The 23,160-nt window shown below is 48.3% G+C and carries 18 protein-coding genes and 1 riboswitch; of the genes, 16 read left to right on the top strand and 2 right to left on the bottom strand.

The window, feature by feature from the left end:
- Positions 1-69: 69 nt before the first annotated feature.
- The 9 genes from leuC (at position 70) to BM082_RS17600 (ending at position 10,039) form a co-directional block, all read left to right on the top strand.
- Positions 70-1,470 carry a 3-isopropylmalate dehydratase large subunit gene (gene leuC, locus BM082_RS17640; RefSeq protein ID WP_074927977.1) on the top strand — a complete coding sequence of 467 codons (1,401 nt, stop codon included), beginning with the start codon at positions 70-72 and terminating at the stop codon, positions 1,468-1,470.
- 9 nt (positions 1,471-1,479) lie between these two features.
- Positions 1,480-2,082, top strand: coding sequence for a 3-isopropylmalate dehydratase small subunit (gene leuD / locus BM082_RS17635; RefSeq protein WP_017012140.1), 603 nt, complete (start codon positions 1,480-1,482; stop codon positions 2,080-2,082).
- 109 nt (positions 2,083-2,191) lie between these two features.
- Positions 2,192-2,932, top strand: coding sequence for a DUF4344 domain-containing metallopeptidase (locus BM082_RS17630; protein WP_017012141.1), 741 nt, complete (start codon positions 2,192-2,194; stop codon positions 2,930-2,932).
- 50 nt (positions 2,933-2,982) lie between these two features.
- Positions 2,983-3,789 carry a DUF547 domain-containing protein gene (locus BM082_RS17625; protein WP_017013356.1) on the top strand — a complete coding sequence of 269 codons (807 nt, stop codon included), beginning with the start codon at positions 2,983-2,985 and terminating at the stop codon, positions 3,787-3,789.
- A gap of 100 nt (positions 3,790-3,889) precedes the next feature.
- Positions 3,890-3,999: riboswitch (TPP riboswitch) on the top strand.
- Between the two features lie 66 nt (positions 4,000-4,065).
- Positions 4,066-5,040: a thiamine ABC transporter substrate binding subunit gene (thiB, locus tag BM082_RS17620; protein WP_241810473.1), complete on the top strand. Its 975-nt coding sequence runs from the start codon at positions 4,066-4,068 to the stop codon at positions 5,038-5,040.
- A gap of 4 nt (positions 5,041-5,044) precedes the next feature.
- Positions 5,045-6,643: a thiamine/thiamine pyrophosphate ABC transporter permease gene (gene thiP, locus BM082_RS17615; protein WP_017017733.1), complete on the top strand. Its 1,599-nt coding sequence runs from the start codon at positions 5,045-5,047 to the stop codon at positions 6,641-6,643.
- On the top strand, positions 6,630-7,319 hold the full coding sequence (gene thiQ, locus BM082_RS17610; protein ID WP_017013359.1) for a thiamine ABC transporter ATP-binding protein: 690 nt from the start codon (positions 6,630-6,632) through the stop codon (positions 7,317-7,319). The genes thiP and thiQ overlap by 14 nt, the downstream gene beginning before the upstream one ends.
- 93 nt (positions 7,320-7,412) lie before the next feature.
- Entirely contained in the window at positions 7,413-8,414 is a 1,002-nt protein-coding gene (locus tag BM082_RS17605) for a GGDEF domain-containing protein (protein ID WP_017013360.1), read from the top strand.
- Between the two features lie 182 nt (positions 8,415-8,596).
- The gene (locus BM082_RS17600; RefSeq protein WP_017013361.1) at positions 8,597-10,039 is read left to right on the top strand and encodes a transporter substrate-binding domain-containing diguanylate cyclase; all 1,443 of its coding nucleotides are present in this window, start codon (positions 8,597-8,599) and stop codon (positions 10,037-10,039) included.
- Between the two features lie 87 nt (positions 10,040-10,126).
- Here BM082_RS17600 and BM082_RS17595 read toward each other — a convergent pair whose 3' ends face one another.
- Positions 10,127-11,500 carry a PhoH family protein gene (locus tag BM082_RS17595; RefSeq protein WP_017012148.1) on the bottom strand — a complete coding sequence of 458 codons (1,374 nt, stop codon included), beginning with the start codon at positions 11,498-11,500 and terminating at the stop codon, positions 10,127-10,129.
- 332 nt (positions 11,501-11,832) lie between these two features.
- Between BM082_RS17595 and rapA the strand changes: the two genes are divergently transcribed.
- From rapA to BM082_RS17580, 3 genes are all read left to right on the top strand, one after another.
- Positions 11,833-14,748, top strand: coding sequence for an RNA polymerase-associated protein RapA (gene rapA / locus BM082_RS17590; RefSeq protein ID WP_017013362.1), 2,916 nt, complete (start codon positions 11,833-11,835; stop codon positions 14,746-14,748).
- A 138-nt stretch (positions 14,749-14,886) separates the two neighbouring features.
- Complete coding sequence (gene rluA, locus BM082_RS17585) at positions 14,887-15,609, top strand: bifunctional tRNA pseudouridine(32) synthase/23S rRNA pseudouridine(746) synthase RluA (RefSeq protein WP_074927975.1); 723 nt, start codon at positions 14,887-14,889, stop codon at positions 15,607-15,609.
- A gap of 41 nt (positions 15,610-15,650) precedes the next feature.
- On the top strand, positions 15,651-16,604 hold the full coding sequence (locus BM082_RS17580) for a D-2-hydroxyacid dehydrogenase (RefSeq protein WP_017013364.1): 954 nt from the start codon (positions 15,651-15,653) through the stop codon (positions 16,602-16,604).
- 83 nt (positions 16,605-16,687) lie between these two features.
- On the opposite strand, the gene djlA is transcribed toward BM082_RS17580, so the two are convergent.
- On the bottom strand, positions 16,688-17,506 hold the full coding sequence (gene djlA / locus BM082_RS17575; RefSeq protein WP_017013365.1) for a co-chaperone DjlA: 819 nt from the start codon (positions 17,504-17,506) through the stop codon (positions 16,688-16,690).
- 171 nt (positions 17,507-17,677) lie between these two features.
- Between djlA and lptD the strand changes: the two genes are divergently transcribed.
- From lptD to rsmA, 4 genes are read left to right on the top strand one after another with little or no spacing between them, the layout of a single operon-like run.
- Positions 17,678-20,029, top strand: a complete 2,352-nt coding sequence (lptD, locus tag BM082_RS17570) for an LPS assembly protein LptD (RefSeq protein WP_074927973.1) — start codon at positions 17,678-17,680, stop codon at positions 20,027-20,029.
- Between the two features lie 23 nt (positions 20,030-20,052).
- Positions 20,053-21,351, top strand: a complete 1,299-nt coding sequence (gene surA / locus BM082_RS17565; RefSeq protein ID WP_219846342.1) for a peptidylprolyl isomerase SurA — start codon at positions 20,053-20,055, stop codon at positions 21,349-21,351.
- Positions 21,332-22,333, top strand: coding sequence for a 4-hydroxythreonine-4-phosphate dehydrogenase PdxA (pdxA, locus tag BM082_RS17560; RefSeq protein ID WP_074927969.1), 1,002 nt, complete (start codon positions 21,332-21,334; stop codon positions 22,331-22,333). Before surA ends, pdxA begins: the two co-directional genes overlap by 20 nt.
- Positions 22,330-23,139: a 16S rRNA (adenine(1518)-N(6)/adenine(1519)-N(6))-dimethyltransferase RsmA gene (gene rsmA / locus BM082_RS17555; protein ID WP_017012156.1), complete on the top strand. Its 810-nt coding sequence runs from the start codon at positions 22,330-22,332 to the stop codon at positions 23,137-23,139. The genes pdxA and rsmA overlap by 4 nt, the downstream gene beginning before the upstream one ends.
- Positions 23,140-23,160 lie beyond the last annotated feature (21 nt).

Below are 23,160 nucleotides of genomic sequence, written 5' to 3'. Positions count from 1 at the left end.
ATTCACAGGTAGATCCTAAGCGAGCTAACGCCCTGTGAATTCGATAACAATGAGAAAAAGGATTGAGCAATGTCGGCAAAAACATTATACGAAAAAGTTTACGACGCCCATGTGGTGGTAGCAGCAGAAGGCGAAACGCCTTTGCTGTATATCGATCGCCACTTGGTGCACGAAGTGACCTCCCCTCAAGCCTTTGATGGCTTACGCGAAAAAGGGCGTCCTGTACGTCAGGTATCGAAAACCTTCGCGACCATGGATCACAACGTTTCCACACAAACCAAAGACATCAACGCGTCTGGCGAGATGGCGAAAATCCAAATGGAAACGCTGGCGAAAAACTGTGAAGAGTTTGGCGTCACCCTTTACGATTTGAACCACCCATACCAAGGTATCGTTCACGTCATGGGCCCTGAACTGGGCATTACCTTGCCAGGTAACACGATTGTTTGTGGTGATTCACACACCGCCACTCACGGCGCATTTGGTGCATTGGCGTTCGGCATTGGTACGTCTGAAGTTGAGCACGTTCTTGCGACGCAAACCCTGAAGCAAGGCACTGCCAAGACCATGAAAATCGAGGTCAAAGGCAACGTCGCGGAAGGCGTGACAGCAAAAGACATCGTGCTTGCCATCATTGGTAAAGTGGGTCACGCAGGCGGTACGGGCTATGTGGTGGAATTCTGCGGTCAAGCGATTGAAGATTTGACCATGGAAGGCCGCATGACGGTGTGTAACATGGCTATCGAATTGGGCGCGAAAGCGGGCTTGGTTGCACCTGACCAAACCACCTTCGATTACCTGCAAGGCCGCAAATTCTCGCCAACAGGCGCAGATTGGGACGCAGCCGTTGCCTATTGGAAAACACTGAAAACCGATGACGACGCACAGTTTGATGCCATCGTGACGCTAGAAGCGGCTGACATCAGCAACCAAGTCACTTGGGGCACAAACCCAGGTCAGGTTGTTGGCATTAACGGTGTAGTTCCAGCCCCTGAAAGCTTCAGCGATCCGATTGAGCGTCACTCTGCTGAACGCGCGCTGAAATACATGGGCATTGAAGCGGGTCAGAAAATCACTGACATCAACATCGACAAAGTCTTTATTGGTTCTTGCACCAACTCACGCATCGAAGACATGCGTGCTGCGGCGGCCATTGCGAAAGGCCGTAAAGTGGCGGCTGGCGTTCAAGCCTTGGTCGTACCGGGCTCTGAGCAAGTAAAAGCACAAGCAGAAGCAGAAGGTCTGGATAAGATCTTCGTTGACGCGGGTTTTGAATGGCGTCTGCCGGGTTGTTCTATGTGCTTAGCAATGAACAACGACCGCTTAGGTCCAAAAGAACGCTGCGCATCAACCAGTAACCGTAACTTCGAAGGCCGTCAGGGCCGTGAAGGTCGTACGCACTTGGTGAGCCCTGCAATGGCTGCGGCAGCCGCCGTTGCTGGCCACTTTGTTGACGTTAACAGCTTATAAGGAATCACCATGTCAGGAATTAAACAACATACCGGTTTGGTGGCACCGCTGGACGCAGCAAACGTCGATACTGATGCCATCATCCCGAAGCAATTTTTGCAGAAAGTAAATCGTACCGGATTTGGTAAGCACCTTTTCCACGATTGGCGTTTTCTGGACGAAGCAGGACAGCAGGATAACCCTGAGTTCGTGCTAAACCAACCACGCTACAAAGGCGCAAGCGTGCTACTTGCTCGCGAAAACTTTGGCTGTGGCTCTTCCCGTGAACACGCACCGTGGGCATTGGCAGACTTTGGTTTCCAAGTGATGATCGCACCGAGCTTTGCTGACATCTTTTACGGTAACTCCATCAACAACCAGATGGTGCCTGTTCAGCTAACAGAAGCGGAAGTGGATGAGCTGTTCGCGTTTGTCGCAAACAACGAAGGCGCGGAGATCTCACTCGATCTTGAAGCACAAACAGTCACTGCTGGCGACAAATCGTATTCGTTTGAAATCGATGCATTCCGCCGCCATTGCTTGCTAGAGGGCTTGGACAGCATTGGCCTGACGCTACAACACAGCGATAAGATCGCCGAATACGAAGCGAAGATTCCTTCTTTCTTGGCGTAAGCGCGACAGTCGCTCTCGTATCAACAGAAACAAATTCAAAACCGGCGCTCATCGCCGGTTTTTTTCTATTCTTATCTCGTTGTCCCATCAATTTCCTTAAAGGCCAACTATGCGCTTATTTATCTTTATCTTGATATTATTTACGTCTCAGAACCTTTCGGCACGCACAGAAATCGAGGTACTCGCACCACAGGAGCCCGGTGACGAGTATTGGCAAGCGCTATCAAAAGAGGTGGCCAAAGAATTGGTTGATTTTGCGAATACCTCATTGCCGATCAATGATGAGTTAACGCTTCAACTTGGAGGTAATGATGGACCACTGTTTGACCCTCAAACACTCACTATCCAGATTCCCTACTTCTTTCTAGAAGAAATCCATCAAAGATATAGCAATGCAGAACCCGTTTTAGAGGATGTCTCTGCTGATGAAGCAACACAATTCGCTTTACTTCATACCTTGCTGCATGAATATGGCCATGCCTACATTTTCAGCTGGGACATTCCCATTGTTGGAAAAGAGGAAGATGCTGTAGATAACTTCGCAACGATTATTCTGCTCGATGAATTCGATAATGATCATGCTGCCTTTGTTGCAGCTGACTTATTTGCTCTAGAAGACCTAGATACAGATGCTTTCACTGAAAGCCATTTCTGGGGTGAGCACAGCCTTGATGCTCAACGATACGCAGCTTCACTTTGTCTCATTTACGGCAGCAATCCAGAGAAATACGCAGATCTCCTCAACGATGAATTACGTGATATGAACAGAGATCTGTTTTGCGTTGAGGAATACGAGTCAAAACGGCGGAATTGGTCTCGAATTATACATTCCTATTCTAAAGAGAAATAAAAGCCGATCAAACGAGGTCTTAATGAATATATGCATTTTTGGGGAATAACATGAATAAACCACTGCCAATCAAAGCGCCCATTTTTTTGGCGTTACTTTTAGCCACAAGCCCGGCGGTAGCAGCACCAAAAAGTGATCTTTGGTCTTTCTGGGACAAGAGTGATGAAAGCAATGGTGGTGCCTTTGAACACAAAGCATGGCAACAAACTCTCGATACTTACCTTGTGGAAAAAGGGCAGCACAATCTGTTCAACTACAGTGCAGTATCGACAGCAGATAGAGAGGCGCTTGATCAATACATTGAAACTATCACATCAAAAGATCCCCGCAGCTATTCATTGGATGAGCAGTTCGCATATTGGGTGAACCTTTACAACGCCCTAACCGTTCAATTAATCCTTGATGAGTACCCCGTTAAGTCCATTAGCAAGCTTGGCGGTTTTCTAAGTTTTGGCCCTTGGGATGACAATGTCGCAACTGTCGCAGGAAAATCGCTGACACTCAATGATATAGAGCATCGCATCCTTCGCCCAATTTGGAATGATTCACGTATTCATTATGCAGTGAATTGTGCAAGTTTAAGCTGTCCAAACTTAGCCACTGACGCTTTCACTGCTGCAAATACAGAAAACCTACTCGAAAATGCCGCCTTGCAGTTTACTAACAGTGAAAAAGGTGCACGCATCGAAGGTTCGACACTCACACTCTCTTCTATCTACGATTGGTACGGCTCAGATTTTGGCGATGATGAGCAAGCGATCTTGCGTGAGATTGACAAGTACCGAGACGGTAAGAAGCTGGAAGGTTGGTCAGGAAAAATCAAATACGAATACGATTGGTCTCTCAATCAGCCTTAGGTTTTAGATTGTTCATGTGTTGAAACACAATGATCAACCACAGATCCCGCACCTTAGACGGGTGCGGGTATCTCTCGTTATCTTCATGGTTTACAATGTCTGACATCTCGTGGGGAGCATGTGCAATTCGCACTGGCTGAGATTGCGAAAGCTAAACCCATAGACCTGATCCAGATAATGCTGGCGTAGGAATTGAGATGATCCGAACTCGGATCAACCCACCTCAAGCCTCGCCGAACATGAAGTGAGGCAACCATGAAAATTCGCGTTTCTGCAATGATGTTAACTATGGCCATGGCAGGTCCTGTGTTAGCAGACCCTTCTGATACCCTAACCGTATACACCTACGACTCTTTTGCTGCGGATTGGGGCCCTGGTCCTTCCGTCAAAAAAGCGTTTGAAGCGCAATGTGATTGCACCTTGAATCTCGTGGCATTGGATGATGGCGTGACCATTCTTAACCGCTTGCGTTTAGAAGGGAAAAACAGCAAAGCCGATGTTGTACTCGGGTTAGACACTAACTTGATGACAGAAGCTGAGAAAACCGAATTACTGGCTCCTCACAGCGTTGACACCAAAGCGATATCATTACCAGATGGCTGGAGCAACAGCACCTTTATTCCTTATGATTATGGCTACTTCGCCTTTGTTTACGATAAAACCAAGCTGAAGAACCCGCCTAAGAGCCTAAAAGAATTGGTGGAATCACGCGATGACATCTCTGTGATTTACCAAGATCCGCGCACATCAACGCCAGGACAAGGTTTGATGTTTTGGATGAAAACTGTGTATGGCGATGATGTTTCCAATGCATGGCAGCAACTGGCAACGAAAACAGTGACTGTCACCAAAGGTTGGTCAGAAGCGTACAACATGTTCCTGAAAGGCGAGTCTGACATGGTGCTTTCATACACCACCTCCCCGGCTTATCACCTGATTGCGGAAGAAAACCCAAACTTTACGAGCGCAAATTTTGAAGAAGGCCACTACATGCAGGTTGAAGTGGCGGCAAAAGTAAAAGCCTCTGAAAACCAAGCACTCGCCGATGAGTTCATGCAGTTTGTCTTAAGTGATGGCTTCCAAAACACCATCCCTACTGGCAACTGGATGTACCCAGTGACCAATGTTGCCCTACCAGACGGTTTCGATACACTGTCTGTTCCTCAAAAGAATCTGCAATTCACGCCAGAGAACGTCGCGGATAACCGCCGCACTTGGATCCGTGAATGGCAATCCGCATTGGTGAAGTAATTCTGTGCTAACCCCTTCAAGAACGTGGCCGGGCCTTGTCTCGGCATCGTTAATCGCGGTGCTCATTAGCGCCGCGTTGTTTTCTTTGCTGTCTCAAGCACCGAGCTTAAATATCGCCTCGCTGTGGCAAGATCCGTATTTGCAACATGTCACCGTGTTTAGTCTCAAGCAGGCATTCTTCTCTACCTTGCTGTCGGTCGGTCTCGCCATCCCCATCGCACATGCGTTATCGAGACGCACTTTCGTTGGTAAAACGCTGCTGTTAAAGCTGTTCTCCATGACACTGGTGTTACCCGTGCTGGTCGGCGTGTTTGGCATTCTTGCAATTTATGGGAAAAGTGGATGGCTTGCCAACGCACTCCCTGCAATCGGCATGACGTGGGACATCAACATTTACGGTTTGTCCGGCATTTTGCTGGCACACGTTTTTTTCAACCTGCCTTTTTCCGTTCAACTTCTGGTTCAAGCACTCGATCAAATTCCCAGCGATCAGCGTCGTCTTGCCCAGCAATTGGGAATGCGTGGATGGTCTCAATTCACCTTGCTTGAATGGCCATACTTGCGCCAGCAACTCCCCCACGCTATTGGCTTGGTGTTTATGCTGTGTTTCACCAGCTTCGCGACTGTCATGGCGTTAGGTGGCGGTCCAAGCGCAACCACGATTGAACTGGCGATCTATCAGGCCATTCGTTTTGATTTTGATTTACAAACAGGCGCGTTATTGGCGCTGTGGCAGCTTTTGCTTTGTGGTTTCTTCCACATCCTCATTCAAAGACTCACGAAGCCTATCGCGCAACAAGGTAAAGACAGCAACATCTCTCTTCCTCCTCGTTTAGACAGCATCGCGGAGAAAGTATGGGATGGCGTGTGGATTTGCGCCGCCGTGTTACTCGTTATCCCGCCGTTGTTAATGGTTATCTTGAGTGGGTTAAATCCCAGCGCCCTTGCCATATTGACGGAATCCGCGATTTGGCATGCCACCGCAAACTCCCTGTTATTGGCCAGCAGTTCAGCCCTCAGTGCCTTTGCACTCGGTGCCACCATCGTGTTGACGAGCCGATATTGGCGACTCTTCGGGAAGCGCTCTCAAGCGGACGGCATTGAAATGACAGCCTCTTTGGTGCTCGTTGTACCAAGCGTTGTACTCAGCACGGGGCTTTTTTTAATGCTCAGAGAACATGTCGATGTGTTCAGTTCTGCGTATTGGCTTGTGTTGGCGGTGAACACCTTGATGGCACTGCCCTACGTAGTCAAAGTGCTCAGCCAACCTGCTTACCAACTTGCACAGCAATACCATGGTTTGTGCAGCAGTCTCGGCATCAAAGGCATCAACCGCTTGCGCTTGATTGAATGGCGAGCGTTGAAAGCACCTATTGCACGGGCCCTGGCGATCAGCTTTGTTTTATCGACAGGTGATCTTGGTGCGGTCGCGTTGGTGGGTGGACAAGGGTTCGAGACCTTACCTTTATATCTCTTTCGTTTGATGGGCAGCTATCAAATGGATGCAGCGGCAGCAGCATCACTTATTTTATTTGCAGTGAGTCTTGGCAGTTACGCGCTCATTGAAAAAGTCATCACGAGGAACGCCCATGCTCAAGGTTAACGCACTGTCTTATCACTATCAGGCAGAATCGTTGTCGTTTACGTTTGATCTTGAGCCTGGCTCTATTACCGCGATTTTAGGCCCAAGCGGCGCAGGAAAAAGTACGTTACTTTCTTTGCTTTGTGGCCTTCTGCCGCCAAGTGGAGGGAACGTTGCGTTTAATGATCTCAACTTTACGCAACTGCCCGCCCACGAACGGCCATTGTCGATCTTGTTTCAGGAACACAATTTGTTCGGGCATTTAAGTGCATTCGACAACATCGCTTTAGGCATCGATCCGCGCTTAAACCTGAGTCCTGAACAAAAACAGCACGTTCAACAGGCTGCCTGCAACGTCGGATTGGAAAGCTACCTTGAGCGTCTTCCGGGGCAATTGTCCGGCGGTCAAAAACAACGAATAGCGTTAGCGCGATGCCTAGTTCGCAATCGACCTTTACTGCTTTTGGATGAACCATTCTCGGCATTAGACCCGTCTTTGCGACGTGACATGCTCGAACAAGTGAAGGTGCTGGCAAAGCAATTTGGCACAACAATTTTGATGGTGACGCATCATCCTGAAGATGCAAAAACGATAGCGGATAACGTGTTGTTTATAGATCAAGGCACTGTCGCTTATCACGTTGATATTGCTGAACTTGACAACCCTACCGACCAGATAAAAACCTATATTTACTGATAATCTTACGAGGTTGCCTGACAAACATTGCGCATCAAACAACCGCATCTATACTTATTTTTAAGACACTTAACCCATAAGAGAGATGCGATTGTGACTGTTACCAGTATTGATGTGCTGGACTCGGTGGTTGATATCACAGCACAGACAGAGTCAGATACCATTTCCGAAAGCCTCATCACGACCATCTTGCAGTTAACGCCAGCCAATCAGGTTTTGGTTCTCGACTACAATCCTGACACAAACCCTGACTTCATGGTCGTCGCATGCTCGGATATCTTTCTCTTTGAAGAAGAAAAAGACGCCATTGAACGTGTCCTTCGCAGCTGCGTCGCCATTGGCGATAACGTTGTCGAGTACAGCAAAACAGATAACCAATCTTTGCTCGCCGTGCCGATTCGCTTTGGTGAAAAAGACGACATTCACGCAGTGGTTTTCTGCAAGTGTGATCAGGTGAAAGGCGATGAAGTACAGCTCATCGAAGGGCTAGCAAAGATCTATGAAAACTATCAAAAGATCATTTCTGCCAGCGAGCGCGACGGATTAACGGGTCTCTATAATCGAAAAGTACTGACGACGAAAATCGACCTTCTCCTCGATCGTTTTCTTATTCAAGGTTCTAGCATTACGGATGATCCAACGCATCATCATTGGGTCTGTATTTTCGACATCGACCATTTTAAACAGATCAATGACACACTCGGTCATGTGTTTGGCGATGAAGTTATCTTGCTCATTACGGCAATGATGAAGCAAAACTTTGATGATGAGGACATCTTGTTCCGTTATGGCGGCGATGAATTTGTTGCCATCATGCACCCTCAATCTCGCGAGGACATGGAGGCAACGGTCAGAAATTTCTTCGATGCCGTCAATAATCGAGATTATGGACAAGCCAAAAACGTGTCGATTTCTATGGGGGCCGCCTCAATTAACGACCAAGAGCTCAACGCGATCACTGTGTTGGGTTTCGCAGACCAATCACTCTACAAAGCCAAACAAAATGGACGCAACCAGGTCGCGTTTTACGAAGATTTGATTGCAAGTGGAGAGCTAAAATCGCTGGTCCCTGAAGACGACGTCGAACTTTTCTAGGTTCAGTCACGCATATTTGAAGAAGCCGCCTCTATTGGCGGTTTCTTTTTGAGAAGTTGATTGCAATTTAAACAGCAGTGAAGGATTGACAATAGTTCAATTTAGCCATTTCATCCCCGTGTGTAGTTGCGTATAATCAGCGTCAGGGAATCTAGACAGGGTTGTTTTTAGAGTTGGTTTTTATGTCCGGCATTCGCCAGTTTGTAGCTATTTCACTGACATTGCTCTTTTTGTTCGCGTCTCCACTTTCTTTGGCTTCGCCGAAACAACTGACCATTACAGGCTCATCCACGTGGCAGCCTTTCTCTTACATTAACCGAGAAGGCAAACCTGACGGCATTATGATCGACTATTGGCGACTGTATGGCGCAATCAATGACGTGGATATTACGTTTAAATTGTTACCTTGGAGTGAATCTCTCACCTACGCAGCAACGCATCCAGGCGTGGTTCACGGTGGGCTGGGGTACACTGGCGAGCGAGCGAAGGTACTCGCTTTTTCACGCGAACTTCCTTTACAACGTTATAACGTCAATCTTTTTGTTCAGAAAGATCTTCCTTTTGACGATCTGAAGGTGTTGGACTCTGTTATTGTCGGCTCCGTCAGCCAAAGCGCAAAACATGCGTTCTTAAGCGCTCGCATCCCCGAAAAAAATATCAAAATTTTTTCCACCTTCGGAGCACTCAATGAAGCTGCATACCGTGGTGAAATCGATGTATTTATTGATGATTTAAATACCGCCTTATACGACATGCGACATACAGGGAACATGGGATTGTTCACGCCACGCGGTAAATTATATTCCTTCCCGTTGCACTTTGCCGTGAGTAAAAGCGCGCAAGAAAACATTGCCATCATCGAGCATGGTTTGCACCGCATTGATGAGCAAGATGTGCAGAAAATCTATGACAAGTGGATGCCCCCGAATAAAATGCATCTTGCATTGCCATGGCTGGACAAACACTCTCAACACCTCATTTTTGCTTCTGCCATGCTGTTGCTGATTACGGGTTTGATTTTCTATCGTAGGCTACTGAATAATCGCACAGAACAGCTAAGAGCCATGGTCGAAGCGCTCAAAGATTCCAATGAGCGTCTTGAAAACGCAGTACAGAATGACATGCTAACAGGCGCGAAAACACGGCATCAGTTCTTCACGCAGTTGGCGGATAAACGCTTTTCTCCGACCCCTTACGTGGTGGCAGTGGTCGATATCGACATGCTCAAGCATATCAATGAAAGTTACGGACAAGACATCGGCGACATGGCACTCAAGCACCTGTCGATGCATCTTCGCCTTCAAATGTCGAGCCGCGCTTTGTATGCACGCCTTGGTGGAGGGCAGTTTGCGGTCTTGTTTGATTTGAGTGATAACAGCCAAGCCACACGAAAGATTCAGCAGCTACAAAATGCGCTGCAATTGAGTCCTTTGCACATCGACCAACTTGTTGTTCCGGTGAAAGTCAGTGCCGGTGTTGCTTGTTACCCTTATGACAGTGAAGACGGTGAGTCACTCGTGCGTATCGCGACGTCACGTATGCGCGCCAATAAACCGAATTATGGTTTTGCCTCTGATAGTGAAAGCGACGTGAGAGAATCGGGGCTGAAACGCCACTGGGCGTAGTGTCGAGAAGGCTTCACCTATAACCAAATATAAAAAAGCTGCCGATTGGCAGCTTTTTTCTTACATTTGGCCTGTCCTAAATCAGGATTACAAATTCTCTTCTGCAAACTCTGCCAAGCGACTACGCACAACACCGTTGAGATAGACGCATGCACTGCCTTCAAAGTTTTTGAAGCGCTCTACAATGTAAGTGAGCCCCGATGTTACTGGGGTGAGGTAAGGGCTATCAATCTGCGCCAAGTTACCGGAACAGACAATTTTTGTGCCCTCACCGCAGCGCGTGATGATGGTTTTAAGCTGTGATGCTGTCAGGTTCTGACACTCATCTAGGATGACAAATGCGTTTTGAATCGAGCGCCCACGCATAAAGTTAATCGACTTAAATTGAAGATTTGCTTTATCCATGATGTAACGCATTGAGCCTTCAGTGCACTCGTCGTTTTTGTGCAGCGCTTCAAGCGTATCGGTCACCGCCCCCAACCAAGGCATCATTTTTTCTTCTTCCGTACCCGGCAAGAAGCCTATCGATTCCGCAATTTCAGGTGTATTTCGCGTCACGATAATTTTGTCGTACATGCCCTTCTCAACCACTTGCTCAAGCGCTGCAGCCATCGCAAGAATGGTTTTACCACACCCAGCAGGGCCGGTGAGAATAACAAGGTCAACATGAGGGTCGAGCAAGGCGTCTACCGCCATTCCCTGATAAATGTTTTTCGGCCGCACACCCCATGCCTCTCGGTGCATTAAGCGTTCACGGCTGATGTCTTTCAATTGCATTTCTTGGTCGCTAAGCGCAACCACACGTCCTGCAAAGTCTTCACTTTCATCCAGTAGATACTGGTTTACATAGGTATTTTCAACCAACTCACGAGGCACAGTATGCAACGTGGTTCGGCCGCTGTTTTGCGTTTCAACCTGACCCACTTTGTCCCAGAAGCTACCTTCAACGATTTGGAAACCTTTGGTCAGTAACTTCACATCATCAATCAATTGGTCGGTACGGTAATCCTCCACATACAGCACACCCGCCCCTTTGGCGCGCAGTCGCATGTTGATGTCTTTGGTGACGAGGACCACTTTTCGGGGAGCACGTTTGGCTTGGATGAATAAGACCGCGTTCAGGATTCGGTTATCACCCGCTTTGTCCGCGAAGGCTTGTACCGTTTCTTTGATTTCAAAGTCTGCAACAATGGAGACAGTACCCGTACCGCCTTCCTTACCGACCACAATACCTTCGGTAATCTGATCGGGCGTTGCATCCTTGAAGATGTCTTCGAGCGCTCGAATCGCAACACGTGCATCGCGGGCGATGTCACGTTTACTGTCTTTGATTCGGTCGAGTTCTTCTAGGACGGTCATCGGAATGACCACATCGTGTTCTTGGAACGAATAGATGGCGAAAGGTTCATGAAGCAAGATATTAGTATCTAGCACAAAGAATTTCCGATCGGCATCGCCCATAGGCACCTCCTTGGTAGTACAGGCACGTGGGTTACCCCACATCTTCCCCAACTCACCACTACCCGTTTTTACCGTGTAGCGTAGGTCAATTGGGTATTATCTTAATCGTAAGACAAATTCGGCGTATTACACGTCGACTACTGCACATTTTCATTAAAATGTTACTTATCTGTTACTCAGCCCGAAATTCCTACTTTGACCGTGACCATGCTCACAACTTCAAGTACCATTGTCGGCCATTTTCGCCATGCGAATCATGGCCTACACTGTAGTTCTCATCTGGGGCCTGTAGTTTCGAATTAAGTCAGTTTTAACCAGAGGTTTCTCTCCCTATGTCATACGCCATCGGACAACGTTGGATCAGCGATACTGAAAGTGATCTTGGTCTAGGTACTGTCGTCGCCATTGACGCACGCACCGTGACCCTCATGTTTCCGGCCAGCGAAGAAAACCGCTTATACGCCAGCAGTGATGCACCCATTACTCGTGTGATGTTCAATGTGGGTGACGCCATTGAAAGCCACGAAGGTTGGTCGCTAAACGTTGAACAGGTCACTGAGCAACAAGGTGTACTTACGTATATCGGTACCCGTACTGACACCGGTGAAGAAAACGTGCAACTGCGCGAAATTCTGCTCAATCACCACATCCGATTTAATAAACCTCAAGATAAACTGTTCGCTGGTCAAATAGACCGGATGGATCGCTTTGCACTTCGCTATCGCGCGCTAAAAAATCAATATGAGCAACACAAGAGCCCAATGCGTGGCCTTTGTGGTATGCGTGCAGGCTTAATCCCGCACCAGCTTTTCATTGCACATGAAGTGGGTCGTCGTCACGCACCGCGCGTTTTACTTGCCGATGAAGTAGGCCTAGGTAAAACCATCGAAGCGGGCATGATCATCCACCAGCAAGTGTTGTCAGGTCGTGCTTCTCGTATTCTGGTTGTTGTGCCTGAAACATTGCAGCACCAATGGTTGGTTGAAATGCTTCGTCGCTTCAACCTGCACTTTTCTGTGTTTGACGAAGAGCGCTGTATTGAAGCCTTTGCCGACGCTGACAACCCATTTGATACCGCGCAATTGGTGCTGTGTTCATTAGATTTCCTTCGCAAGAGCCGTAAACGCGCTGAACAAGCCGCAGAAGGTGAATGGGATCTGTTGGTGGTTGATGAAGCGCATCACCTTGAGTGGAGCGAAGCAAAACCAAGCCGTGAATACCAAGTGATTGAAGGTATCGCCGAAAACACACCTGGCGTATTACTGCTTACTGCGACACCAGAACAGTTGGGCCATGAAAGCCACTTTGCGCGTCTTCGTCTTCTAGATCCTGATCGCTTCTACGAATACCAAGCGTTTGTCGACGAGGAGCGCCAATATGCGCCTGTTGCAGATGCAGTAAGCCAATTGCTGTCCAGCGATGTCTTGAGCAATGAGGCCAAAAACAGCATCACTGAGTTGCTGTCTGAGCAAGATGTTGAACCCTTGCTGCGCATCATTGAAGCCGGCGATGTAGAAGACCAACAACGCCGTGATGCCCGTAACGAATTGATTGACAACCTCATGGACCGTCACGGTACCGGACGCGTTTTGTTCCGTAACACCCGTGCAGCGATCCAAGGTTTCCCTGAACGCCATTTGAACGTGTACCCATTGGCATTACCAAGCCAATACCAAACTGCAATGCGCGTAGCAGGCATGATGGGCGGCAGCCAAAGCATTGAGCAAAAAGCGGTGCAGTGGTTGTACCCAGAAGATATCTACCAACAATTCGAAGGCGAAAATGCTAGCTGGTGGGGCTTCGACCCGCGTATCGATTGGTTACTAGATTTACTTAAATCGAACCGCAACGAAAAAGTACTGGTGATTTGTTCTCGTGCGCAAACGGCGCTGTCTCTTGAACAAGCGTTGCGTGAGCGTGAAGGCATACGTGGCACGGTATTCCACGAAGGCATGTCGATCCTTGAACGCGACAAAGCAGCGGCGTACTTTGCGCAAGAAGAGAGCGGTGCGCAAGTACTGATCTGTTCTGAAATCGGCTCAGAAGGTCGTAACTTCCAATTCGCAAACCAATTGGTCATGTTCGATTTACCAATGAACCCTGACTTGTTGGAACAACGTATCGGCCGTCTTGACCGTATTGGTCAGCAACGTGATATCGAAATTCACGTGCCTTTCATGGAGGGCACATCGCAAGCCTTGTTGGCGCGTTGGTACAACGAAGGCCTGAATGCGTTTGAAGAAACCTGTCCGACGGGTCGCGCCGTGTTTGAACATGTTCAAAGTGACCTTTTGACACTGCTAGCCAAAGGCAGCATTGATGAATCACTGGACACGTTAATTGAAACCAGTGCCGACATGCACCACCGCTTGAAAGCCTCACTAGAGAAAGGCCGTGACCGTTTATTGGAAATGCACTCTAACGGCGGCGATGAAGCGAAAGCATTGGCTGAGAAGATTGCCTCTTTTGATGGCGATACAAACTTAGTGACGTTCGCATTGGGTCTGTTCGACACTGTAGGTTTGAACCAAGACGACAAAGGCGAGAACGCCATTGTGGTGACCCCCTCTGAGCACATGCTGGTTTCTAGCTACCCGGGACTGTCAGACGAAGGCTGCACCATTACCTTCGATCGTGAAACGGCACTGTCTCGCGAAGACATGCGCTTCATGAGCTGGGAACACCCAATGATCCAAGGCGGTATCGACTTGATACTGTCAGAGGATGTAGGGACAACCGCGGTTTCATTGTTGAAAAACAAAGCGCTACCGGTAGGTACACTGTTTTTGGAAATGCTGTTTGTTGCCGATGCGCAAGCACCGAAAAGTTCAGGTATCCATCAATTCCTACCCGCAACGCCGATTCGCGTTCTATTGGATGCAAGCGGCAACAATTTGGCGGAGAAAGTGGAATTTGAAGGCTTCCACCGTCAGCTAAGCCCTGTTAATCGTCATTTGGCGAGCAAACTGGTGTCATCCATTCAAACCCAAATCCATGGTTTGATTGAACTGGCCGACCCAATGGCGCAAAAGCAGCTCGCGACCGTGAAAGAGAATGCGGAAGTGGAAATGACGCAGAAATTGCGTGCAGAGCTTGATCGCCTTCAAGCCCTAAAAGCGGTGAACCCAAACATTCGTGACGATGAGTTGGAAAGTTTGGAATCACAAATGGGCGATTTGCGTGGCTACATCAACCAAGCACAAGTTCGCCTCGATGCGCTGCGTGTGATTGTGGTTAGCCATCAATAATCAGCGCTAACGTGTAACCCGTAAACTCAAAAGGTACGGCTTCGGCTGTGCCTTCTTTTTTCTCTGTGTCCCTTTGTCTCTCTTCTCTTTCAAGCCTGTCGTGCTACACTTCCGGCCGTCCAAATATCGAGCGAAAACATGAGCGATTTTATCTACAATCCGCCAACGGAGCCTTGGCTAGATGTTATTTATCAGGATGACGACATCATTGCCATCAACAAACCAAGCGGTTTGCTGACGAATCCTGGCCGCGATCCTGCGCATTACGACAGTGCTTGGTCTCGCATTAAAGCGGAATACCCAGATGCCGAACTAGTGCATCGTCTCGATATGTCGACGTCAGGCTTGATCGTGTTTGGCAAACACAAAGATGCTGAACGCCACCTAAAAGCCCAATTTCGTGAGCGCGTGACACACAAACTTTACTACGCACGTGTTTGGGGTGTGGTTGAGCAAGATGCGGATCGTATCGATCTGCCATTAATCTGCGATTGGCCAAACCGTCCGTTACAAAAGGTCTGCTTCGAACACGGCAAACCGTCTGTGACCGACTACGAAGTGATTAAACGTGAGAAAAAAACCACCTTGTTGCGTTTGCTGCCGATCACTGGCCGATCACACCAACTTCGCGTACACATGCTTTCTCTCGATCACCCGATTGCGGGCGATGATTTTTATGCGCCCCCTCACGTACTGAGGTATTCGCCAAGACTTCAACTTCATGCCGCTGAACTCGCATTTTTGCACCCAGGCTCTGGCGAACCCATGCATCTGTCTGCGCCTTGTGAATTTTACAAAAATGCACCAAGCGATACTTTGGTCACACGCGGTATCGAAGCTGACCCGAGCTTATTGAAATAACGGTGACGACCTTTTACAGTGGCGGAAAAAGGAAGTCCGCCATGGAAAAGATCGTCTTTCTCGACAGTGCCACTATCCCTGCTCATATCCACATCCCGACACCGTCGTTTGATCATCAATGGATAAGCTACCAAGAAACAGCCCCCCATCAGGTTATTGAACGTCTTACTGATGCCACCATGGTGATCGTCAACAAAGTCGTTTTAGATGCAAATACGCTAAGTCAACTCCCTCACCTTAAGCTCATTGCTGTTTCAGCGACGGGTTACAACAATATTGATCTGACGTGGTGTCACGAGCACAAGCTGCCTGTGTGCAACATACGCGGCTATGCGACGCGTTCTGTTCCCGAACATGTGATGGCATTATGCTTTGCCCTTCGCCGCAACCTCACGGCGTATCATCGCGATATTGAAGACGGCGTTTGGCAACAAAAAAACCAGTTTTGCTTTTTCACGCACCCGATCGGTGACATTGCAGGCTCAACGATTGGTATTGTGGGATCAGGCAATTTAGGACAAGGGGTTGAAGCGTTAGCAAACGCCGTTGGCATGACGGTCCTCAAAGCAGAACGCAAAGGTGCCACCGCCATCCGTGACGGCTATGTCTCGTTTAATACCCTGTTAGAGCACGCAGACATCGTCACTTTGCATTGCCCTCTCGATACCTCGACATCCAACCTCATTGGTCGAGAAGAGCTTGAACGCATGAAACCTTCAGCCATATTGATCAATACCGGACGTGGCGGGCTAGTCGACGAACTCGCACTCGTTGAAGCATTGAAAAAAGGCGACATTGCAGGTGCGGGAGTAGACGTGTTCACACAAGAACCCGCATCGTTCAGCAATCCATTACTTGCCCATGCGGGTATGCCCAATCTGATTTTAACCCCCCATGTCGCTTGGGGTTCAGATTCCAGTCTCCAAACACTGGCCAACATATTGATTGAGAACCTCGATGCGTTTATCGCAGGAGCACCTCAAAACCTGGTTTGATGCAGCGCGTTCAGGGTGACGTGTGAAGAAAAAACGCTCAGGGCGATAACCTTCTGAGCGTCTTTTGAAAGGTGAGTAAGGGCTTATTTGAAGCCCTTTTCCTTTTTGATGAGATCGTAAGCCGCTTGGATTTCTTGGGCTTTTTGTTTCGCCATCTCCATCATTTCAGGGGGTAAGCCCTTCGCCACCAGCTTGTCTGGGTGATGTTCATTCATCAGCTTGCGGTGAGCACGTTTAATGTCTTGTCCGGTGGAGTTTTCATCCACACCGAGGATTTTATACGCGTCTTGCAACCGGTTGGCTGCATGCTCAGGTTGCCAATGTTGCTGGCTGCCACCGCCTTGACGATAAAACTTAAACGATGCTTCTTGCATGGCAAGACGCTGCTCCAACTGCTGGCGGGAAAAACCCAGTGCTGACGCAACAGTAAACAGAATCTGTCGCTCACTCGGGTGCATCGACCCATCGGCGTAGGCTGCCTGAATTTGCAATTCGAGGAAAAATTGAAGGAGATCAAAACGCCCTCCGCAGTTACGGCGAACGTCATCCAGCACCTCATCCAACGGAAAGCCGCTGTCTTTCCCCTCACGAAACGCATCTTGTGCTTGTCGACGGGATTCGCCTTGCAGCCCCATGCGATCCATGATTTCTGACGCTAAACGGATCTCATTTTCAGTGACCTGTCCTTTGGCTTTAGCCACATGCCCCATGACAGCGAAGGCGCCATGAAAATACGCTTGCTGGCGCTGCTGTTGACTCGCCCCACGAAATCCACCACCAAAGGCGACATTTTGTTTCGCTTTATCGAACTTATGACCTAAGAAGAGGCCTAACAATAAGCCCGGAATGTTCCCCAGCAGGAAGCCAAAGAATGCCCCCAGCACTTTCCCCCAAACCATCATCAATCTTTCTCTATTGGTTGATTTATCTTATTTGCGCCAGACATCTGGAACCTAGCAGGTGCTGTTAGACGCAATTTGCATTATCATGACCCACATTTTTCAGCAAAAATTGCTAGGACGCAGCGCAAGAGTATACCAGTGCTGTACGCCAACAACAGGATTGAGTTTTTAATGTCACTGACAGCAAGAAGTTTTTTGTCCACCATGATTTGCTTTGCCCTCTATGGACAAGCCATGGCGGAAGAGAATCCTGCCGCACAGGACGGCCAAGCACCACTGGTAATCCCTACGGATACCTGTCTCGCGCCAGAATACCGATGCCTTAATAAAAAAGAGCAAGTCGAAGACGTTAACAACGAACCTGTCACCATTGTTGCCGATCGCGCAGAAGCGAAAAAAAATGACAAGGCGATTTATAGCGGGGATGTTGTCGTAACTCAAGGTCATCGCACCATGAAGTCTGACACAGCCACCTTGCGCCAACCTGAAAATATCGTGACAGCCGAAGGCAATGTCTATTTTCATGATGGCGAAATGGCAGTCTCTGGTAAATCGCTGCAAAGTAACTTAGATACCGAAGACACCACACTGCTCGATGCTGAATACCAAATGATGTGTGAGCCGGGACGCGGGCAAGCGAAACGCGTTTTTAAAAATGGCACCACGTTTTATGAACTCGAAGACGGCACCTACACCACGTGCCCTGATAACGATGACAGTTGGCGTTTCAGTGCGGGCAAAATAGAAAAAGAAGACGGTGATATCTTTGCCGACCTCTACCATGCACGCTTCGAAGTGCTCGATACGCCTATTTTCTATCTTCCGTACCTTCGCGTACCGGTGGAAGATGGCCGACTCACCGGCTTTCTCTATCCATCGATCAGCTGGAATGACAATGATGGGGTCGAAATTTCAACGCCATTCTATTGGAATATCCATCCTCAAACGGACATGCTGATCACACCAAAATACATGTCCAACCGTGGTACATTCTTAACGGTTGAACCTCGTTACCTGACAAAAGCGGGTAGCGGTTCAATGGTCATTGAATACATGGGTCAAGATGACCTATACACCGAATACTCAAAAAGCTGGGGATTTAACTGGCAACATGCGGGTGTTCAAGACCATTGGAAGTATGACGTCGATTACAGCAAGGTCAGCGACATCAACTATTTTACGCGCCATACCGATTCTCGTGTTGGTAACCGTGAAGATAACACCTTGCTACAAACCGGCAGTGTGTCTTACCGTGAAGAGAACTGGAACAGCACGCTAAATGTTCGAAACTTCCAGGCGCTGAGTGACAATGCCTCGGTATACCGCCTGCTGCCCCAGCTTGCCTTTAACTACTACCGTCCTGAGATGGGTTATGGTTTAGATTTTTCTATGCCCAGCCAAATCAGCAAGTTTGCTACAGACGATGACAGCAAGCCTGATTCGACGCGTATTAACGTAGAGCCAACACTGACTCTGCCTTACACCTTGCCATGGCTAACAGCAACCGCCGAAGGTAAGGTGTTTTATACCTATTACGATCAAACCAACATTGATGGTGTACAAGGGCTAAATGGTGAAACGCTGGAATCAACGGTGTCTCGTGTGGTGCCTATGGCAAGATTGCACAGCGTGGTGACCTTAGAACGTGATACTTCGATTTGGGGAAGTGATTACACCCAAACGTTGGAGCCTCAAGTCCAATACCTTTACATCAAAGACGTTGATCAAAGTGGTATCTATAACCCAGTAAATTATTCGGGGGGTGGCTATGACACGGCCCGATTGCAAACGGACTACTATGGTCTATTTCGCGCGAACCAATTCAGCAGTGTGGATTACATCAACCCTGCGAACCAATTTACTATTGGTGCTGCCTCCCGCTTCTTTGATGATGGATACAAAGAGCGTTTCAACATTGCCTTTGGCCAAATTTACTATCTTGATAGAAAAAACAGCGAAAACGATAATTCTATCAACTACTCGGCATGGGCTGTAGAAACGGAGTTGAACATCAATGATCAATGGTTTGTTCGTGGCTCAGCCGAATATGACAGCAATTTAGAAAGCCTTCAATTCGCAAATACAACAGTGGAATATCGCGCTGGCGGCTTTTTTGCGCAAACCAGCTATCGCTACGTATCGAAGGATTACATTTCCAGCACCATTGGCTCTGAAAATTTAGACTCGATTACAGAAGACGGTATTTCTCAAGCCGGCATTGTGACTGGCTTCCCCCTCGGAAAAGGGGTGAGCTTTAGAGGTCAATACTTCCAAGACCTGACGCAAAATATCATGCTGGAAAACCAATTTGGTTTTACTTACCGCTCCGATTGTTGGGTGATAGGCCTGAGCTACAACGAATACCTGCTGTCACGCAGTAATATCAACAACGATGCGAGATATGACAACAGTGTTTCTTTGTCATTTAGTCTCCTTGGTTTAGGTGATGGTGCAGGATTTGGCTACAGCACCGCAAGCGGCAATGCATTGGGGTATCGCAGCCCATTCGGATTAAAAAATTAATGACGACATCTTTGGAAAAGCAAATGAAAAAATGGACGAAAGCTTTACTGGCCGTTGCTATCTCTGCCAGTTCGTTATCAGTGTCGGCAGCTCCGGCAGAACTTGATCGCGTCATTACCGTGGTCAACGAAGGGGTAATTCTTTCTAGCGATATTGATGCACTAAAGAAAACGGTATCACTGAACGCTAAGGCGGAAAATTTGCCGCCAGAAGATGTGCTCGAACAACAGATCCTCGACCAACTAATTCTTGAAGAATTACAGCTCCAAGAAGCAAAACGCCTTGGTATTCGCATTGATGATTCGCGTTTAGAGCAAGCCATTGATGGCATTGCAAAAGACAAAAACACCTCGGTAAAACAGCTTCGTAGCGAATTAAAAGCCAACGGCATTTCTTGGGCGCAGTATCGCGACCAAATTCGTCGTGAGATGACCATCAGCGAAGCGCGAAATGCACAGGTTCGTCGTCGCATCAGCATCTTGCCGCAAGAGGTGGAATCGTTGGCGACGCAACTCAACGCCAAGAACCTTGAGAAAGTCGAGTACCGCCTCAGTCATATCCAACTTCGTCTCGATGAGGACGCAGATAAAGCAGAACGCGATAGCGTCTCTGACAACGCTGATGAGATCGTGACAGAGCTAAAAACAGGCCGTGACTTTGCCGCCCTTGCCCTTGCCAACTCAAAAGGCCCTAAAGCCCTAGACGGTGGTGATTGGGGATGGATGCGCTTGGAAGAAATGCCCACCATTTTTGCTGACCACATAGGTAACAATGGCAAAGGGGCCATCATAGGTCCTTTCCGAAGCGGTGCGGGTTACCACATCCTCAAAATTACGGATGTAAAAGGCCTAGAGTCAGTGGCTGTTACTGAAGTAAAAGCGCGTCATATTCTGATTAAACCATCGATTGTATTGAGTGATGAAGGTGCACAGCGCCAATTGAAACTGCTCACCCAGCAGATCAATGACGGTGACAAAACGTTCGAAGAACTTGCAGAGCAATACAGCGCAGATTCAGGCTCAGCAGTAAAAGGTGGCGACTTAGGTTGGCAAACCACTGAGATTTATGTCCCTGAGTTTAAAGATACCGTTGATACGCTCTCTGAAGGCGTCATCAGCGAACCGTTTAAAACCGTTCATGGTTGGCACATTGTTGAAGTTCTTGACCGTCGCCAAGCCGATCGAACAGATGCTGCAATGCAAAACCGCGCATACCGTATGCTCCTAAATCGTAAGTTCAATGAAGAAGCACAAGCATGGCTCCAAGAGCTTCGCGCTGGTGCTTATGTTGAACAGGTGGGTGATGAAAATGACAACAGCTAATCCGCAACGCATTGCCATTACGCCAGGCGAACCTTCAGGTATTGGCCCTGATTTGGTGTTGGCACTTGCACATGACAAATGGGCGCATGAGTTAGTCATTTGCGGAAACAAAGAAATGCTGGCACAGCGTGCCAAGCTATTGGGTCTCGATGTCACCTTGGTGGACTACAACCCAGACGCTGCACCGAAAGCGCACACACCGGGCACACTTGTTGTTTGCAACGAACCTTTGGATGCAGAGGTTATTGCAGGCCAACTCAATGAAGCGAACGGCAAGTATGTGTTAAACACATTAAGCCGTGCGGCTGAAGGCAATATGCAAGGCGAGTTTGCCGCCGTGGTGACTGGCCCTGTCCACAAAGGCGTGATTAACCGCTCTGGCGTTTCCTTCAGCGGACACACCGAGTTTTTCCAACACCAAGCCAATGTGCAACAAGTTGTTATGATGCTGGCCACAGAAGGATTGCGTGTTGCGCTGGTAACAACGCATATCCCGCTCGCTTATGTGTCAAAAGCCATTACCGAAGAGCGCCTTTTTCAAGTCATCCACATATTGCATGATGATTTGAAATCTAAGTTCGGTATTGCAGAGCCGAAAATCTATGTGTGTGGTTTAAATCCACACGCTGGTGAAGACGGTTGTTTGGGCAGAGAAGAGATCGAAGTGATTGAACCTGCACTTGAAAAGTTGCGTGAACAAGGGATGAATCTGGTAGGTCCATTGCCCGCGGATACCCTTTTCCAAGACAAGTACCTGAAAGAAGCAGATGCCGTGTTAGCGATGTATCACGATCAGGGCCTGCCTGTGTTAAAATTTAAAGGATTTGGTAAGTCAGTCAACATTACGCTTGGACTGCCTTTTATCCGAACTTCTGTAGATCATGGTACCGCATTGGATTTAGCGGGTACCGGAACGGCGGATACTGGAAGCCTGCGGACAGCGCTCTCCCACGCCCTTGAATTAGTAGATAAGAAAGCATGAGCGATAACGTCCACTTAGGTCACCGCGCCCGTAAGCGCTTCGGCCAGAACTTCCTAAACGATCCGTACATCATTGACGGCATCGTATCAGCCATCAACCCTCAGCCAGGTGAAAACTTGGTAGAAATCGGTCCCGGCCTCGGTGCACTGACTGAGCCTGTTGCGAATGAAGTCGACAAACTCAGCGTGGTTGAGCTTGATCGCGATCTGGCCGAGCGTCTGCGCCACCACCCTGTGTTGTCAAAGAAACTGACGATTTATGAAGGTGATGCCATGAAGTTCGACTTCACAGCGCTATCTTCACCAGAAAACCCACTGCGTATTTTCGGCAACCTGCCATACAACGTATCAACGCCATTGATGTTCCACCTTTTCACTTTCGCAGGCGCTGTGAAAGACATGCACTTTATGCTGCAAAAAGAAGTGGTTAACCGTCTGGCGGCGGGTCCAGGTAGTAAAGCATATGGTCGTTTAACGGTCATGGCGCAATACTACTGCAAAGTTGTTCCGGTGTTAGAAGTTCCACCAGAGGCATTTACCCCTGCCCCTAAAGTGGATTCAGCCGTCGTTCGACTGATGCCGCATAAAGAACTTCCACATCCAGCAACCAATTTAAAATGGTTAGAACGAGTATGTCGTGAAGGCTTCAACCAACGCCGTAAAACAGTTCGTAACTGCTTCAAGGCTTTGATGGACGTCGATACGCTCGTTGCATTAGGCATTGACCCAACAACGCGCCCAGAGAACCTCACTCTGGCTCAGTTTGTTGCCATGGCAAACTGGCTGGACGCAAACCACCAACAATAATAAAAAGGACACATTACAGGG

The sequence above is a fragment of the Enterovibrio norvegicus DSM 15893 genome (assembly GCF_900115495.1).
GTDB lineage: Bacteria > Pseudomonadota > Gammaproteobacteria > Enterobacterales > Vibrionaceae > Enterovibrio > Enterovibrio norvegicus.
The sequence above is the reverse complement of the archived record's forward strand: the minus strand, read 5'-3'. Positions and strand labels throughout refer to the sequence as shown.